This window comes from Priestia sp. D3YE.R1 (assembly GCF_049199565.1).
GTDB classification, from domain to species: Bacteria; Bacillota; Bacilli; order Bacillales; family Bacillaceae_H; genus Priestia; species Priestia aryabhattai.
The window spans coordinates 20,624-34,510 of record NZ_JBLTHW010000009.1; the positions used below are offsets into that span (position 1 = coordinate 20,624).

General features: G+C 41.0%; 17 protein-coding genes. All 17 read right to left on the minus strand.

Annotated elements, in window-relative coordinates:
* Nucleotides 1-45 precede the first annotated feature (45 nt).
* On the minus strand, nt 46-309 hold the full coding sequence (rpsQ, locus tag ACOZIR_RS26255; RefSeq protein ID WP_013054936.1) for a 30S ribosomal protein S17: 264 nt from the start codon (nt 307-309) through the stop codon (nt 46-48).
* Nucleotides 310-334: 25 nt separating this feature from the next.
* The gene (gene rpmC / locus ACOZIR_RS26260) at nt 335-535 is read right to left on the minus strand and encodes a 50S ribosomal protein L29 (RefSeq protein ID WP_013054935.1); all 201 of its coding nucleotides are present in this window, start codon (nt 533-535) and stop codon (nt 335-337) included.
* Nucleotides 525-959, minus strand: a complete 435-nt coding sequence (gene rplP / locus ACOZIR_RS26265; protein ID WP_013054934.1) for a 50S ribosomal protein L16 — start codon at nt 957-959, stop codon at nt 525-527. The genes rpmC and rplP overlap by 11 nt, the downstream gene beginning before the upstream one ends.
* Before the next feature lie 2 nt (nt 960-961).
* Nucleotides 962-1,618 carry a 30S ribosomal protein S3 gene (rpsC, locus tag ACOZIR_RS26270; RefSeq protein WP_013054933.1) on the minus strand — a complete coding sequence of 219 codons (657 nt, stop codon included), beginning with the start codon at nt 1,616-1,618 and terminating at the stop codon, nt 962-964.
* A gap of 3 nt (nt 1,619-1,621) precedes the next feature.
* Nucleotides 1,622-1,963, minus strand: a complete 342-nt coding sequence (gene rplV, locus ACOZIR_RS26275; RefSeq protein WP_013054932.1) for a 50S ribosomal protein L22 — start codon at nt 1,961-1,963, stop codon at nt 1,622-1,624.
* A gap of 19 nt (nt 1,964-1,982) precedes the next feature.
* The gene (rpsS, locus tag ACOZIR_RS26280) at nt 1,983-2,261 is read right to left on the minus strand and encodes a 30S ribosomal protein S19 (protein WP_013054931.1); all 279 of its coding nucleotides are present in this window, start codon (nt 2,259-2,261) and stop codon (nt 1,983-1,985) included.
* A gap of 57 nt (nt 2,262-2,318) precedes the next feature.
* Nucleotides 2,319-3,149, minus strand: coding sequence for a 50S ribosomal protein L2 (gene rplB, locus ACOZIR_RS26285; protein WP_013081374.1), 831 nt, complete (start codon nt 3,147-3,149; stop codon nt 2,319-2,321).
* Between the two features lie 27 nt (nt 3,150-3,176).
* A complete protein-coding gene (gene rplW / locus ACOZIR_RS26290; RefSeq protein ID WP_013054929.1) occupies nt 3,177-3,464 on the minus strand; it encodes a 50S ribosomal protein L23 in 288 nt (95 codons plus the stop codon).
* The gene (rplD, locus tag ACOZIR_RS26295; RefSeq protein ID WP_013081372.1) at nt 3,464-4,087 is read right to left on the minus strand and encodes a 50S ribosomal protein L4; all 624 of its coding nucleotides are present in this window, start codon (nt 4,085-4,087) and stop codon (nt 3,464-3,466) included. Before rplD ends, rplW begins: the two co-directional genes overlap by 1 nt.
* Before the next feature lie 28 nt (nt 4,088-4,115).
* Nucleotides 4,116-4,745 (minus strand): 50S ribosomal protein L3, encoded by a 630-nt coding sequence (rplC, locus tag ACOZIR_RS26300; protein ID WP_013054927.1) that lies wholly within the window; start codon nt 4,743-4,745, stop codon nt 4,116-4,118.
* A 41-nt stretch (nt 4,746-4,786) separates the two neighbouring features.
* Nucleotides 4,787-5,095: a 30S ribosomal protein S10 gene (gene rpsJ / locus ACOZIR_RS26305; RefSeq protein WP_013054926.1), complete on the minus strand. Its 309-nt coding sequence runs from the start codon at nt 5,093-5,095 to the stop codon at nt 4,787-4,789.
* A gap of 316 nt (nt 5,096-5,411) precedes the next feature.
* Nucleotides 5,412-6,602 carry an elongation factor Tu gene (gene tuf / locus ACOZIR_RS26310; protein ID WP_013081371.1) on the minus strand — a complete coding sequence of 397 codons (1,191 nt, stop codon included), beginning with the start codon at nt 6,600-6,602 and terminating at the stop codon, nt 5,412-5,414.
* Nucleotides 6,603-6,718: 116 nt separating this feature from the next.
* A complete protein-coding gene (gene fusA, locus ACOZIR_RS26315) occupies nt 6,719-8,797 on the minus strand; it encodes an elongation factor G (RefSeq protein ID WP_028412663.1) in 2,079 nt (692 codons plus the stop codon).
* A gap of 57 nt (nt 8,798-8,854) precedes the next feature.
* The gene (gene rpsG, locus ACOZIR_RS26320) at nt 8,855-9,325 is read right to left on the minus strand and encodes a 30S ribosomal protein S7 (protein WP_013054923.1); all 471 of its coding nucleotides are present in this window, start codon (nt 9,323-9,325) and stop codon (nt 8,855-8,857) included.
* A gap of 50 nt (nt 9,326-9,375) precedes the next feature.
* Complete coding sequence (rpsL, locus tag ACOZIR_RS26325) at nt 9,376-9,798, minus strand: 30S ribosomal protein S12 (protein WP_013054922.1); 423 nt, start codon at nt 9,796-9,798, stop codon at nt 9,376-9,378.
* Between the two features lie 99 nt (nt 9,799-9,897).
* Nucleotides 9,898-10,146: a 50S ribosomal protein L7ae-like protein gene (locus ACOZIR_RS26330; protein WP_045294410.1), complete on the minus strand. Its 249-nt coding sequence runs from the start codon at nt 10,144-10,146 to the stop codon at nt 9,898-9,900.
* A 131-nt stretch (nt 10,147-10,277) separates the two neighbouring features.
* A complete protein-coding gene (gene rpoC, locus ACOZIR_RS26335; protein WP_013054920.1) occupies nt 10,278-13,871 on the minus strand; it encodes a DNA-directed RNA polymerase subunit beta' in 3,594 nt (1,197 codons plus the stop codon).
* Between the last annotated feature and the right edge of the window lie 16 nt (nt 13,872-13,887).

Consider the following 13,887-nt stretch of genomic DNA (forward strand, 5'->3'; position numbering starts at 1 on the left):
AACCTCCCTTCGGATGAATCATTCTTATCCGATCTATCTTAACTATTAGATGATAACAGCTTTTTCTACAACTTCTACTAGACGGAAACGTTTAGTAGCTGATAACGGACGAGTTTCCATGATCTTCACGATATCGCCTAGTTGAGCTGTATTGTTTTCATCGTGAGCTTTGAATTTCTTTGAGTATTTTACACGCTTGCCATAAAGCGAATGCTTTTTGTAAGTTTCAACAAGAACAGTAACAGTCTTATCCATTTTGTCAGAAACTACGCGGCCAGTGTAAACTTTACGTTGGTTGCGTTCACTCATTCTGAAAGCCTCCTCTCAGACTTAATTATTTATTAGCAGCAATCTCTCTTTCACGAACTACAGTTTTCATACGAGCGATCGATTTGCGCACTTCGCGAATACGAGTAGTATTCTCTAATTGTCCAGTCGCTAATTGGAAACGAAGGTTAAACAACTCTTCTTTTAAAGCCTTAACTTTTTGTTCAATTTCAGCAGTGGTAAGGTCACGAATTTCATTAGCTTTCATTAGAATCACCACCAATTTCTTCACGTTTTACAAACTTACATTTTACAGGTAGCTTGTGTGCAGCTAAACGTAAAGCTTCACGTGCAACCTCTTCAGATACACCTGAAATTTCAAACATTACTTTTCCAGGTTTAACAACTGCTACCCAACCTTCAGGAGCACCTTTACCAGAACCCATTCGGACTTCTAGAGGCTTAGCAGTATAAGGTTTAGAAGGGAAAATTTTAATCCATACTTTACCGCCACGTTTCATGTAACGAGTCATTGCGATACGAGCAGCTTCGATTTGACGGTTTGTAATCCAAGAAGCTTCAGTAGCTTGTAAACCGAATTCACCGAAATGTACTTCCGTACCACCTTTAGCGCGTCCACGCATTTTTCCGCGGTGTTCGCGACGATATTTAACGCGTTTTGGTAATAACATAATTATTTTCCTCCTTCCTCAGTTTTCTTTTTAGTAGGAAGAACCTCTCCACGATAGATCCATACTTTCACACCAAGTTTACCATAAGTAGTATCTGCTTCAGCGTGAGCATAGTCAATATCAGCGCGAAGTGTATGAAGTGGAACTGTACCTTCACTGTAATATTCAGAACGAGCAATATCAGCTCCGCCTAAACGACCAGATACCATTGTTTTGATACCTTGTGCGCCAGCACGCATACTACGTTGGATAGCTTGCTTTTGAGCACGACGGAATGATACACGGTTCTCAAGTTGGCGAGCGATGTTTTCAGCTACTAGTTTAGCATCTAAATCAGCTCGTTTAATTTCAAGGATGTTAATGTGTACACGCTTGCCTGTTAATTGGTTAAGAGCTTTACGAAGTGATTCTACTTCAGTACCACCTTTACCAATTACCATACCAGGTTTTGCAGTGTGGATCGTTACGTTTAAGCGGTTAGCAGCGCGTTCGATTTCAACTTTAGAAACAGCTGCATCGTTTAAACGTTTAGCGATATATTCACGTACTTTTAAGTCTTCATGTAATAAGTCAGCGTAGTCTTTGCCAGCGAACCATCTTGATTCCCAATCACGGATGACACCGACGCGAAGACCGACCGGATTTACCTTTTGACCCATGAATTATCCCTCCTTCTTTTCTGATACCACGATTGTGATGTGGCTTGTGCGCTTGTTAATTTGGCTTGCACGTCCCATAGCGCGTGGACGGAAACGTTTTAAAGTTGGACCTTCGTTAACAAAAGCGTCAGTAATAACTAAATTGTTAGCGTCCATTTCATAATTGTGTTCTGCATTGGCAATAGCAGATTTTAATACTTTCTCAACGACTGGAGAAGCAGCCTTTGGCGTGTGAAGTAGCACTGCTAGCGCTTCACCCACTTGCTTACCTCGAATTAAATCTACAACTAAACGAACTTTACGAGGAGCAATACGTACTGTTCTCGCGACAGCTTTAGCTTGCATTTAAAAGCCTCCTCTCATATTAGCGTCTTGTTTTCTTATCATCACTTGCGTGACCTTTGTAAGTACGAGATGGTGCGAATTCACCAAGTTTGTGACCTACCATGTCTTCAGTAACATAAACTGGTACATGTTTACGACCGTCATATACAGCAATTGTATGACCAATGAACTGAGGGAAGATAGTTGAACGACGAGACCAAGTTTTTACTACTTGCTTGCTGTCAGTTTCGTTTAACTTCTCAATTTTGTTGATTAAATGGTCATCTACAAAAGGTCCTTTCTTTAAGCTGCGACCCATAAATGAACCTCCCTTCGTGATTGTCCTACGGTTCGTTTGAACCGTAGCTCAATCCCGTTATTTTTTACGACGACGAACGATAAATTTATCGGATTTGTTTTTCTTCTTACGAGTTTTGTAACCAAGTGTTGGTTTGCCCCATGGACTCATTGGAGACTTACGTCCGATTGGAGAACGTCCTTCACCACCACCGTGTGGGTGATCGTTAGGGTTCATTACAGAACCACGTACAGTTGGACGGATACCTAACCAACGAGAACGACCGGCTTTACCGATGTTGATTAACTCGTGTTGTTCGTTACCAACTTGACCTACAGTTGCACGACAAGTTGCAAGGATCATGCGTACTTCACCAGAAGTTAAACGTACTAATACGTATTTACCTTCTTTACCAAGTACTTGAGCAGATGTACCTGCAGAACGAACTAATTGTCCACCTTTACCAGGTTTCAATTCGATGTTGTGTACTACTGTACCAACAGGAATGTTAGCTAAAGGAAGCGCGTTACCTACTTTAATGTCAGCTTCAGGACCTGACATAACTTCTAAACCTACTTTTAGGTTTTTAGGAGCAAGGATGTAACGTTTTTCACCATCAGCATAATGAATTAATGCGATGTTAGCTGAACGGTTTGGATCATATTCGATTGTAGCAACGCGTCCAGGTATTCCATCTTTATCGCGTTTAAAATCGATGATACGGTATTGACGCTTGTGCCCACCACCTTGGTGACGAACAGTCAATTTACCTTGGTTGTTACGACCACCTTTTCTCTTGACAGGTGCAAGTAACGATTTTTCTGGTTTGTCAGTAGTAATTTCAGCGAAATCAGAAACTGACATACCACGACGACCATTTGAGGTTGGTTTATACTTTTTAATCGCCATCTCAATTTCCCTCCTTCTCTAGTAATCTTAAGCTTCGAAGAATTCGATTTCGTTGCTCTCTTGAGTTAGTGTTACTACCGCTTTACGACGACGGTTAGTAAGACCACTGTAGCGACCTACACGCTTGAATTTACCTTTGTAGTTCATGATGTTTACTTTTTCAACTTTTACGTCAAAGATTTTTTCGATAGCATCTTTAACCTCAGTTTTATTAGCTCTTACATCAACATCAAACGTATATTTTTTCTCAGCCATTAAGTCTGTTGAACGTTCTGTAATTACGGGGCGCTTAATAATATCACGAGGATCTTTCATTATGCAAGCACCTCCTCTACTTTTTCAACTGCGTCTTTAGTGATTACAAGCTTATCATGGTTCATAACGTCTAATACGCTTAAACCATTAGCTGCAACAACTGTTACACCAGGAATATTACGTGCTGAAAGTGCAACATTTTCGTTAAGATCAGCAGTTACTACTAATGCTTTGCGTTCTACTGTTAGGTTTTTAAGAACTGCTACCATTTCTTTTGTTTTTGGAGCGTCAAAAGAAAGAGCTTCAAGAACAACGATGCTGTTATCTTGAGCTTTAGTTGATAATGCAGACTTAATTGCTAAACGACGAACTTTTTTAGGTAATTTGTAGCTATAGCTTCTTGGAACTGGACCAAATACTACGCCACCACCACGCCATTGTGGAGAACGGATAGATCCTTGACGAGCACGACCAGTACCTTTTTGACGCCATGGCTTACGGCCACCGCCTCTTACTTCAGAACGATTTTTAACTTTAGAAGTACCTTGACGTTGAGATGCGCGTTGCATTACGATCGCGTCGAAAAGTACTTTATTGTTTGGTTCGATACCGAAAACGGCATCTTGAAGTTCGATCTCTCCAACGTTTTCACCGTTTTGGTTAAACAATGCTACTTTTGGCATTGGTTATTCCTCCTTTCTCGAAGAATTATTATTTAGATTTAACTGCAGATTTAACAGTAACTAGAGATTTTCTAGCTCCTGGCACGTTACCTTTTACTAATAAAAGATTGCGTTCTGCGTCAACTTTAACGATTGATAAGTTTTGCACAGTGATGCGCTCTCCACCCATGCGTCCTGGTAATAATTTACCTTTGAATACGCGGTTTGGAGCTACAGGACCCATTGAACCTGGGCGACGGTGGTAGCGAGAACCATGAGACATAGGTCCGCGAGATTGTCCGTGGCGTTTAATAGCACCTTGGAAACCTTTACCTTTTGAGATTCCTGTTACATCAATTACATCGCCTTCTGCGAAAATATCAACCTTGACTTCTTGACCAACTTCATATGCTGAAGCGTCCACACCGCGTAACTCACGGATGAAGCGCTTAGGAGCAGTATTAGCTTTAGTAGCATGTCCTTTTGCAGGTTTGTTAGATAGTTTTTCACGGATATCTTCGAAACCTAATTGGATTGCTTCGTAACCGTCTGTCTCAGCGTTTTTAACTTGAAGTACTACGTTAGCAGAAGCTTCAATTACTGTTACTGGGATCAAGTCACCATTTTCAGCAAATACTTGAGTCATACCGATCTTTCTTCCTAAGATTCCTTTGGCCATTAGTCACACCTCCTAAGTATCTTTTCATTCTTTATTTTAAATTAAAGTTTAATTTCGATATCTACACCAGATGGTAAGTCTAAACGCATTAATGAATCAACAGTTTGTGGTGTTGGATTCACGATATCAATTAAGCGTTTATGCGTGCGCATTTCGAACTGCTCACGAGAATCTTTATATTTGTGTACTGCACGTAGAATTGTATAAATTGATTTTTCAGTCGGTAATGGAATCGGACCAGATACAGCCGCACCAGAACGTTTTGCAGTTTCTACGATTTTCTCAGCAGATTGATCAAGAATTCTGTGATCATATGCTTTTAAACGAATGCGAATTTTTTCTTTTGCCATTATTTTCCCTCCTTTTTCGCCTATTTTACAATAGACATTCTCCGCGGAAATTTCCCCACACTCGCCATGGCAAAGCGGCCGGGTGTGTCGGCAACCTTCCGCATCATCGCAGTCAAAGACCAACATTTTTATTATACTAAAAATGGGTTCATATTGCAACAATAAAGTTAAAAAACTTTTTTATGTGTCGCACACTTTTTTCATTATATATAAAAGGAGATCATTTTGCAAGTGTAATAGTAAAAACTATCTTTACCTTTTATCACCAAATAAAAAAGGGAGTAGGTTACCCTACTCCCTTTACTGAAACGAGAAATTACTCGCTGATTTTAGCTACAACGCCAGCGCCTACTGTACGTCCACCTTCACGGATTGAGAATTTAGTACCTTCTTCAATCGCGATTGGAGCGATAAGTTCAACAGTCATTTCGATGTTGTCGCCAGGCATTACCATTTCTACGCCTTCAGGTAAGTTACAAATACCAGTTACATCAGTTGTACGGAAGTAGAACTGTGGACGGTAGTTTGTGAAGAATGGAGTGTGACGTCCACCTTCGTCTTTAGAAAGAACGTATACTTCAGCAGTAAATTTAGTGTGTGGAGTGATTGAGCCTGGTTTAGCTAATACTTGTCCACGTTGGATTTCTTCACGTGCTACACCACGAAGTAAAGCACCGATGTTGTCGCCAGCTTCAGCATAGTCAAGAAGCTTACGGAACATTTCTACACCTGTTACAGTAGTAGATTTTGGCTCTTCAGTTAAACCGATGATGTCGATAACGTCACCAACTTTAACTTGTCCACGCTCTACACGACCTGTAGCAACTGTACCACGACCAGTGATTGAGAATACGTCCTCAACTGGCATCATGAATGGTTTTTCAGTGTCACGTTCTGGAGTTGGGATGTACTCATCAACAGCGTCCATAAGCTCGATGATTTTAGCTTCCCAATCAGCTTCGCCTTCAAGAGCTTTAAGAGCAGAACCTTTGATTACTGGTACATCGTCACCAGGGAAGTCGTATTCAGAAAGAAGGTCACGTACTTCCATTTCTACTAATTCAAGTAGCTCTTCGTCGTCTACCATGTCACATTTGTTTAAGAATACAACTAGGTAAGGTACACCTACTTGACGAGAAAGAAGGATGTGCTCACGAGTTTGTGGCATTGGACCATCAGCAGCAGATACTACTAAGATACCGCCATCCATTTGAGCAGCACCAGTGATCATGTTTTTAACATAGTCAGCATGTCCTGGGCAGTCAACGTGTGCATAGTGACGAGTGTCAGTTTCATACTCAACGTGTGCAGTTGAGATTGTGATTCCACGCTCGCGCTCTTCTGGAGCAGCATCGATCATGTCGTAAGCCATTGCTGCACCTTTACCACTTTTCTTAGCAAGAACAGTAGTGATAGCAGCTGTTAAAGTTGTTTTACCATGGTCAACGTGACCAATTGTACCGATATTGGCATGTGTTTTTGAACGGTCGAATTTTTCCTTAGCCATTCGAAAATCCTCCTTAAAATTCATGTAGTTTATGTTTTATGAGGCCGTGAAAGGGAATGAGCTCCTCTTTCACAGCGTACATAAGTAGTTATACTTCAATAAAGAGTGAAAATCAATTATTCACCTTTATTTTTTTTAATAATTTCTTCTGAAATTGATTTAGGAACTTCTTCGTAGTGATCGAAGTGCATAGAATATGTTCCGCGACCTTGAGTGTTTGAACGTAATGCAGTTGCATAACCAAACATTTCAGAAAGTGGAACGAATGCACGTACAACTTGAGCGTTACCGCGTGCTTCCATACCTTCTACACGTCCACGACGAGACGTAACGTCACCCATGATATCTCCTAAGTATTCGTCAGGGATAACAACTTCAACCTTCATCATTGGTTCAAGGATAGCTGGGTTACATTTTGATACTGCGTTTTTAAGAGCCATAGAAGCGGCAATTTTAAACGCCATCTCACTTGAGTCAACGTCATGGTAAGATCCATCAACTAAAGCAGCTTTGATATCGATTAATGGATAACCAGCAAGAACACCGTTTTGTAATGCATCTTCAAGACCAGCTTGAACTGCAGGGATGTATTCACGTGGAACTACACCACCAACGATTTTGTTCTCAAATTCAAAGCCTTTTCCTTCTTCGTTAGGTTCGAACTCAATCCAAACGTGACCGAATTGTCCACGACCACCAGATTGACGAGCGAATTTACCTTCAACTTTCGCACCAGCGCGGAAAGTTTCACGGTAAGCTACTTGAGGAGCACCAACGTTTGCTTCTACTTTGAATTCACGACGCATACGGTCAACGATGATATCAAGGTGAAGTTCACCCATACCAGAGATGATGATTTGACCAGTCTCTGTATTAGTTTCCGCACGGAAAGTTGGATCTTCTTCTTGTAACTTTTGAAGAGCTGTAGTCATTTTATCTTGGTCAGCTTTTGATTTTGGCTCAACAGATAAAGAGATAACTGGCTCTGGGAATTCCATAGACTCAAGAATTACAAGACTCTTTTCGTCACATAGAGTATCACCAGTAGAAGTATCTTTTAATCCTACAGCTGCCGCGATATCTCCAGCGTATACTTCAGAAATCTCTTCACGAGAGTTAGCATGCATTTGTAGGATACGACCTACACGCTCACGCTTACCTTTTGTAGAGTTTTTGATGTATGAACCAGAGCTTAGTACACCAGAATACACACGGAAGAATGTTAATTTACCAACATAAGGGTCCGTCATAACTTTGAACGCTAATGCTGAGAAAGGAGCGTTGTCGCTAGACTCACGCGTAACTTCTTCTTCTGTGTCAGGTACGATACCTTGGATTGCTGGTACATCAACTGGAGATGGTAGGTAATCAATTACCGCATCTAGCATTAATTGTACACCTTTGTTTTTGAATGCTGAACCACAGATAACTGGGTAGAATTCAACGTCACAAGTACCTTTACGGATACCAGCTTTTAGTTCTTCAACTGTAAGCTCGCCTTCGTCTAAGTACTTCATCATTAATTCTTCGTCAAGTTCTGCAACAGCTTCTACTAGGCTTGCACGGTATTCTTCAGCTTGCTCTTTGTATTCCTCAGGAATTTCACGAGATTCTGAACGAGTACCTAAGTCATCTTCGTAGAAGTATGCTTTCATTTCCACAAGGTCAATGATTGCTTCGAAGTCATCTTCAGCACCGATTGGCAACTGAATTGGGTGAGCATTTGCACCTAAACGATCGTGGATCGTTTTTACAGAGTACAAGAAGTCAGCACCAATTTTGTCCATTTTGTTAACGAATACGACACGGGGAACACCGTACGTAGTCGCTTGACGCCATACTGTTTCTGTTTGAGGCTCAACACCAGATTGAGCATCAAGAACTGCCACAGCGCCATCAAGTACACGTAATGAACGCTCAACTTCAACAGTGAAGTCTACGTGTCCAGGAGTATCGATGATGTTAACGCGGTGACCTTTCCAAGAAGCAGTTGTCGCAGCAGACGTGATAGTGATACCACGTTCTTGCTCTTGCTCCATCCAGTCCATTTGTGAAGCTCCTTCATGAGTTTCACCAATTTTATGGATACGGCCAGTATAATAAAGAACACGCTCAGTTGTTGTTGTTTTACCAGCATCAATGTGAGCCATGATCCCAATATTACGAGTGTTTTCTAAGGAGAACTCTCTTGCCATCTTAGGTATTTCTCCTTCCATATTATAATTTGTTTTTTAAAAAGTTTCGTTAAAAGATTACCAACGGTAATGAGCAAATGCTTTATTAGCTTCTGCCATTTTGTGAGTATCTTCACGTTTCTTAACTGCAGCACCAGTGTTGTTAGCTGCATCAAGGATTTCGTTAGCTAAACGCTCTTCCATCGTTTTTTCTCCACGAAGACGAGCATAGTTTACTAACCAACGAAGACCTAAAGTAGTACGACGCTCTGGGCGTACTTCTACAGGAACTTGGTAGTTAGAACCCCCTACACGGCGTGCTCTAACTTCTAGTACAGGCATGATGTTTTTAAGAGCTTGGTCGAATACTTCCATAGCTTCTTTACCACTGCGCTCTTGTACTAAATCGAATGCTCTATAAAGAATAGCTTGTGACTTACCGCGCTTTCCATCAAGCATCATTTTGTTGATTAAGCGAGATACAAGCTTAGAATTGTAAATCGGATCTGGTAATACGTCTCTTTTTGCAACAGGTCCCTTACGTGGCATTCTACTTCCTCCTTTCACTTTTAAAAGTTTATCTATTAATTGTTAAGCTATTATTTTTTAGCTGCTTTTGGTCGCTTAGTACCATATTTAGAACGACCTTGCATACGGCCATCCACACCAGCAGTATCAAGTGCACCACGTACGATATGGTAACGTACCCCTGGTAAATCTTTTACACGTCCACCGCGGATAAGTACCACGCTGTGTTCTTGTAAGTTGTGACCAATACCTGGGATATAAGCTGTTACCTCGATACCGTTTGTTAAACGTACACGAGCATATTTACGAAGAGCCGAGTTCGGTTTCTTCGGTGTCATAGTACCCACACGTGTACATACACCACGTTTTTGTGGAGAAGATTGGTTAGTTTGAGCTTTTTTGAAGCTGTTGTAACCTCTGTTTAAAGCAGGTGAGTCAGATTTTTTACCTTTACTCACACGACCATTACGGATTAATTGGTTAATAGTAGGCATTTAATTTTTCCTCCTTTCGCCTTTTGTAAGACCACACATCCAGGTGGTTCATTTTTTAGCAAAAAACAAAGTCTTTGAAACTAAAAGTTCAAAAACGTGTTAACTAATAATTGCAACAGTTGCAGCGTTAACTTCTATCCTACAAGCTTGACCAAGCTTTCGCATAGAAGGGACATACGTATACGGAACGTTTTCTTGCTGTGCCGTTTTTGCCACAATGGATGTGACATAAAAATCAGCGTCTTCAGCAATGATGATTTCCTTTACTGTACCTTTTTTTAATGCTTTCACCGTCTGCTTTGTTCCTACAATAATATGATCAGCCTGTAATACTTTTTCATAAGACATTATCATATCCTCCAAAGTAACAGGTAGTTTATAGGAGCACCTTTGATATAGTATCATTCCCTAGAATGGATGTCAACTAACGTTTCGTAGTTTTTTTAAAAAACATCCATTCTAGAGTAATGATTTTATAATTAGTCGATTGTTACCGTTTCTTCAGCTTGGTTTTTGATCGGTTCAGCATTACGATATCTCGTCATACCTGTACCAGCCGGAACTAGCTTACCAATGATAACATTCTCTTTAAGTCCAAGCAACTCATCACGTTTTCCTTTGATTGCAGCATCTGTAAGAACACGAGTTGTTTCTTGGAATGATGCAGCAGATAAGAAGGAATCAGTTTCAAGAGATGCTTTTGTAATACCAAGTAATACAGGACGGCCTGTCGCTGGACGATTGCCTTCAAGTAATACTTTTTCATTAGCATCAGTGAATTGGTGAATATCAAGTAATGAACCTGGTAATACATCTGTATCTCCTGAATCCATTACGCGCACTTTACGAAGCATTTGGCGAACCATTACCTCTACGTGCTTATCTCCAATTTCTACCCCTTGCATACGGTATACTTTTTGCACCTCACGAAGCAAGTACTCTTGTACAGCCGTGATGTCTTTTACTTTTAGTAATTCTTTAGGATCAATTGAACCTTCCGTTAATTCTTGACCACGTGCAATGCGCTGTCCTTCAATAACTTTCAGACGTGCACTGTACGGAGCTGTGTAAGAACGAGTTTCAATCTCTCCTTGAACAGTAATTTCGTGCTGACGATCGCGTCCTTCAGAAATGCCGGCAATTGTACCTTCAATTTCAGAAATAACGGCTTGACCTTTAGGGTTACGCGCTTCGAAGATCTCTTGGATACGCGGTAAACCTTGAGTGATATCGTCTCCAGCAACCCCACCTGTATGGAATGTACGCATCGTTAACTGTGTACCTGGCTCACCGATAGATTGAGCAGCGATGATACCAACTGCCTCACCCACTTCAACTTCTGAACCAGTTGCAAGGTTACGACCGTAACATTTTTTACATACACCGTGGCGAGTGTTACATGTGAATGCAGAACGAATCCATACTTCTTCAACACCAGCATCCACAATTGTTTCAGCTAAGTCTTCTGTAATTAGTTCGTTTTCTTTCACTAACACTTCGTTTGTTCCTGGGTGAAGTACTGTTTTTCTTGCATAACGTCCAATTAGACGCTCATCAAGTTTTTCAATTTCTTCTGTTCCTTCTTTGATTGCAACAGCCAGAATACCGCGATCTGTACCACAGTCGTCATCACGTACGATAACGTCTTGTGCCACGTCAACCAGACGACGAGTAAGGTAACCAGAGTCAGCTGTTTTAAGAGCCGTATCGGCAAGACCTTTACGTGCACCATGGGTAGAGATAAAGTACTCTAATACTGTTAAACCTTCACGGAAACTAGATTTGATTGGTAACTCAATGATACGACCAGACGGGTTGGCCATTAGTCCACGCATACCTGCAAGCTGAGTGAAGTTAGATGCGTTACCACGGGCACCAGAGTCACTCATCATGAAGATTGGGTTGCGTTTGTCTAATGACGCCATTAATTTACCTTGGATAACGTCTTTCGCGCTGCTCCATACAGAGATAACACGGTCATAACGCTCATCTTCAGTAATTAAACCACGACGGAATTGTTTTAGTACATTATCTACTTTAGCTTGCGCTTCTGTTAAGATAACTTCTTTTTCTCCTAAAACAACGATATCAGCTACACCAACTGTAATACCAGCTTTAGTAGAATATTTGAAACCTAGGTCTTTCATGCGGTCAAGCATTTTAGATGTTTCAGTAATTTTGAAACGTTTAAATACTTCAGCGATGATATTTCCTAAGATTTTTTTCTTGAACGGTGCGATAGCCGGTTGATTCTTGATGAATTCCTTCACATCTGCACCTTTTTCAACAAAGTACTTCTCAGGAGTTTTCACTTCTAAGTTTTCTCTTGTTGGTTCGTTAATGTATGGGAACGATTTTGGTAAAATTTCGTTGAAAACTAATTTACCAACCGTTGTAACAAGCAATTGTTGATTTTGTGCTTCTGTAAACGTTTCGTTGTTTAAAGAACCTGCATACACAGCTACACGTGTATGAAGATGCACATAACCGTTTTGGTACGCTAATAGTGCTTCGTTCGTATCTTTGAACACCATACCTTCTCCAACTGCCTCTTCACGCTCAAGTGTTAAGTAGTAGTTACCTAATACCATATCCTGTGAAGGTGTAACAACTGGTTTACCGTCTTTAGGGTTCAAGATATTTTGAGCAGCAAGCATTAAGATACGTGCTTCTGCTTGTGCTTCCGCAGATAATGGAACGTGAACCGCCATTTGGTCACCGTCAAAGTCAGCGTTATATGCTGTACATACAAGCGGGTGAAGACGGATAGCGCGACCTTCTACAAGCGTAGGTTCAAATGCTTGAATACCTAGTCTGTGTAGCGTTGGTGCACGGTTTAAAAGAACTGGATGCTCTTTAATAACCGATTCTAATACGTCCCATACTTCAGGTTGCACACGTTCAATTTTACGCTTTGCACTCTTGATGTTATGAGCTAAACCGCGTTCAACAAGCTCTTTCATTACGAAAGGTTTGAAAAGTTCTAACGCCATTTCTTTTGGAAGACCACATTGATACATCTTTAAGTTCGGACCTACAACGATTACCGAACGTCCAGAGTAGTCAACACGTTTACCTAATAAGTTTTGACGGAAGCGACCTTGCTTACCTTTTAACATGTGAGAAAGAGATTTTAATGGACGGTTACCTGGTCCTGTTACCGGACGGCCGCGACGACCATTATCGATTAATGCATCTACAGCTTCTTGAAGCATACGCTTTTCGTTTTGAACGATAATGCTAGGAGCTCCAAGGTCTAATAAACGCTTTAAGCGGTTGTTACGGTTAATTACACGGCGATATAAATCATTTAGATCAGACGTAGCAAAGCGTCCACCATCTAATTGAACCATTGGACGAAGTTCTGGCGGAATAACCGGTAGAACGTCTAAAATCATCCAAGAAGGTTCGTTACCAGAATGACGGAAAGCCTCTAGTACTTCTAAACGTTTAATAGCACGTGTACGACGTTGACCTTGAGCAGTTTTCAATTCTTCTTTCAAAGCATCTACTTCTTTATCAAGATCGATGTCATGCAATAATTTTTTAACAGCTTCAGCACCCATTGCTGCATGGAAAGTTTGTCCGTACTTCTCACGATATGCACGGTATTCTTTCTCTGATAAGAGCTGTTTCTTTTCAAGTGGTGTATCACCAGCATCTGTTACTACATAAGAAGCAAAATAAATGATTTCCTCTAGCGCACGAGGGGACATGTCTAAGACAAGTCCCATGCGGCTAGGAATACCTTTGAAGTACCAAATATGTGAAACAGGTGCAGCTAGTTCGATGTGACCCATGCGTTCACGACGAACTTTTGCGCGCGTAACTTCTACGCCACAACGATCACATACAACACCTTTATAACGAACGCGCTTATATTTTCCGCAGTGACATTCCCAGTCCTTTTGCGGACCAAAAATACGCTCACAGAATAAGCCGTCTTTTTCAGGTTTTAACGTACGATAGTTGATCGTTTCAGGTTTTTTTACCTCACCGTACGACCAAGAACGAATTTTATCTGGCGAAGCTAGACCGATTTTCATATACTCAAAGTTATTTACATCTAGCAAGGAGCCTACCTCCCTT

Coding starts and splice junctions, on each gene's coding strand:
- rpsQ (WP_013054936.1), bottom strand. CDS start 309: ATGAGTGAACGCAACCAACGTAAAGTTTACACTGGCCGCGTAGTTTCT.
- rpmC (WP_013054935.1), bottom strand. CDS start 535: ATGAAAGCTAATGAAATTCGTGACCTTACCACTGCTGAAATTGAACAA.
- rplP (WP_013054934.1), bottom strand. CDS start 959: ATGTTATTACCAAAACGCGTTAAATATCGTCGCGAACACCGCGGAAAA.
- rpsC (WP_013054933.1), bottom strand. CDS start 1,618: ATGGGTCAAAAGGTAAATCCGGTCGGTCTTCGCGTCGGTGTCATCCGT.
- rplV (WP_013054932.1), bottom strand. CDS start 1,963: ATGCAAGCTAAAGCTGTCGCGAGAACAGTACGTATTGCTCCTCGTAAA.
- rpsS (WP_013054931.1), bottom strand. CDS start 2,261: ATGGGTCGCAGCTTAAAGAAAGGACCTTTTGTAGATGACCATTTAATC.
- rplB (WP_013081374.1), bottom strand. CDS start 3,149: ATGGCGATTAAAAAGTATAAACCAACCTCAAATGGTCGTCGTGGTATG.
- rplW (WP_013054929.1), bottom strand. CDS start 3,464: ATGAAAGATCCTCGTGATATTATTAAGCGCCCCGTAATTACAGAACGT.
- rplD (WP_013081372.1), bottom strand. CDS start 4,087: ATGCCAAAAGTAGCATTGTTTAACCAAAACGGTGAAAACGTTGGAGAG.
- rplC (WP_013054927.1), bottom strand. CDS start 4,745: ATGGCCAAAGGAATCTTAGGAAGAAAGATCGGTATGACTCAAGTATTT.
- rpsJ (WP_013054926.1), bottom strand. CDS start 5,095: ATGGCAAAAGAAAAAATTCGCATTCGTTTAAAAGCATATGATCACAGA.
- tuf (WP_013081371.1), bottom strand. CDS start 6,602: ATGGCTAAGGAAAAATTCGACCGTTCAAAAACACATGCCAATATCGGT.
- fusA (WP_028412663.1), bottom strand. CDS start 8,797: ATGGCAAGAGAGTTCTCCTTAGAAAACACTCGTAATATTGGGATCATG.
- rpsG (WP_013054923.1), bottom strand. CDS start 9,325: ATGCCACGTAAGGGACCTGTTGCAAAAAGAGACGTATTACCAGATCCG.
- rpsL (WP_013054922.1), bottom strand. CDS start 9,798: ATGCCTACTATTAACCAATTAATCCGTAATGGTCGTGTGAGTAAAGGT.
- ACOZIR_RS26330 (WP_045294410.1), bottom strand. CDS start 10,146: ATGTCTTATGAAAAAGTATTACAGGCTGATCATATTATTGTAGGAACA.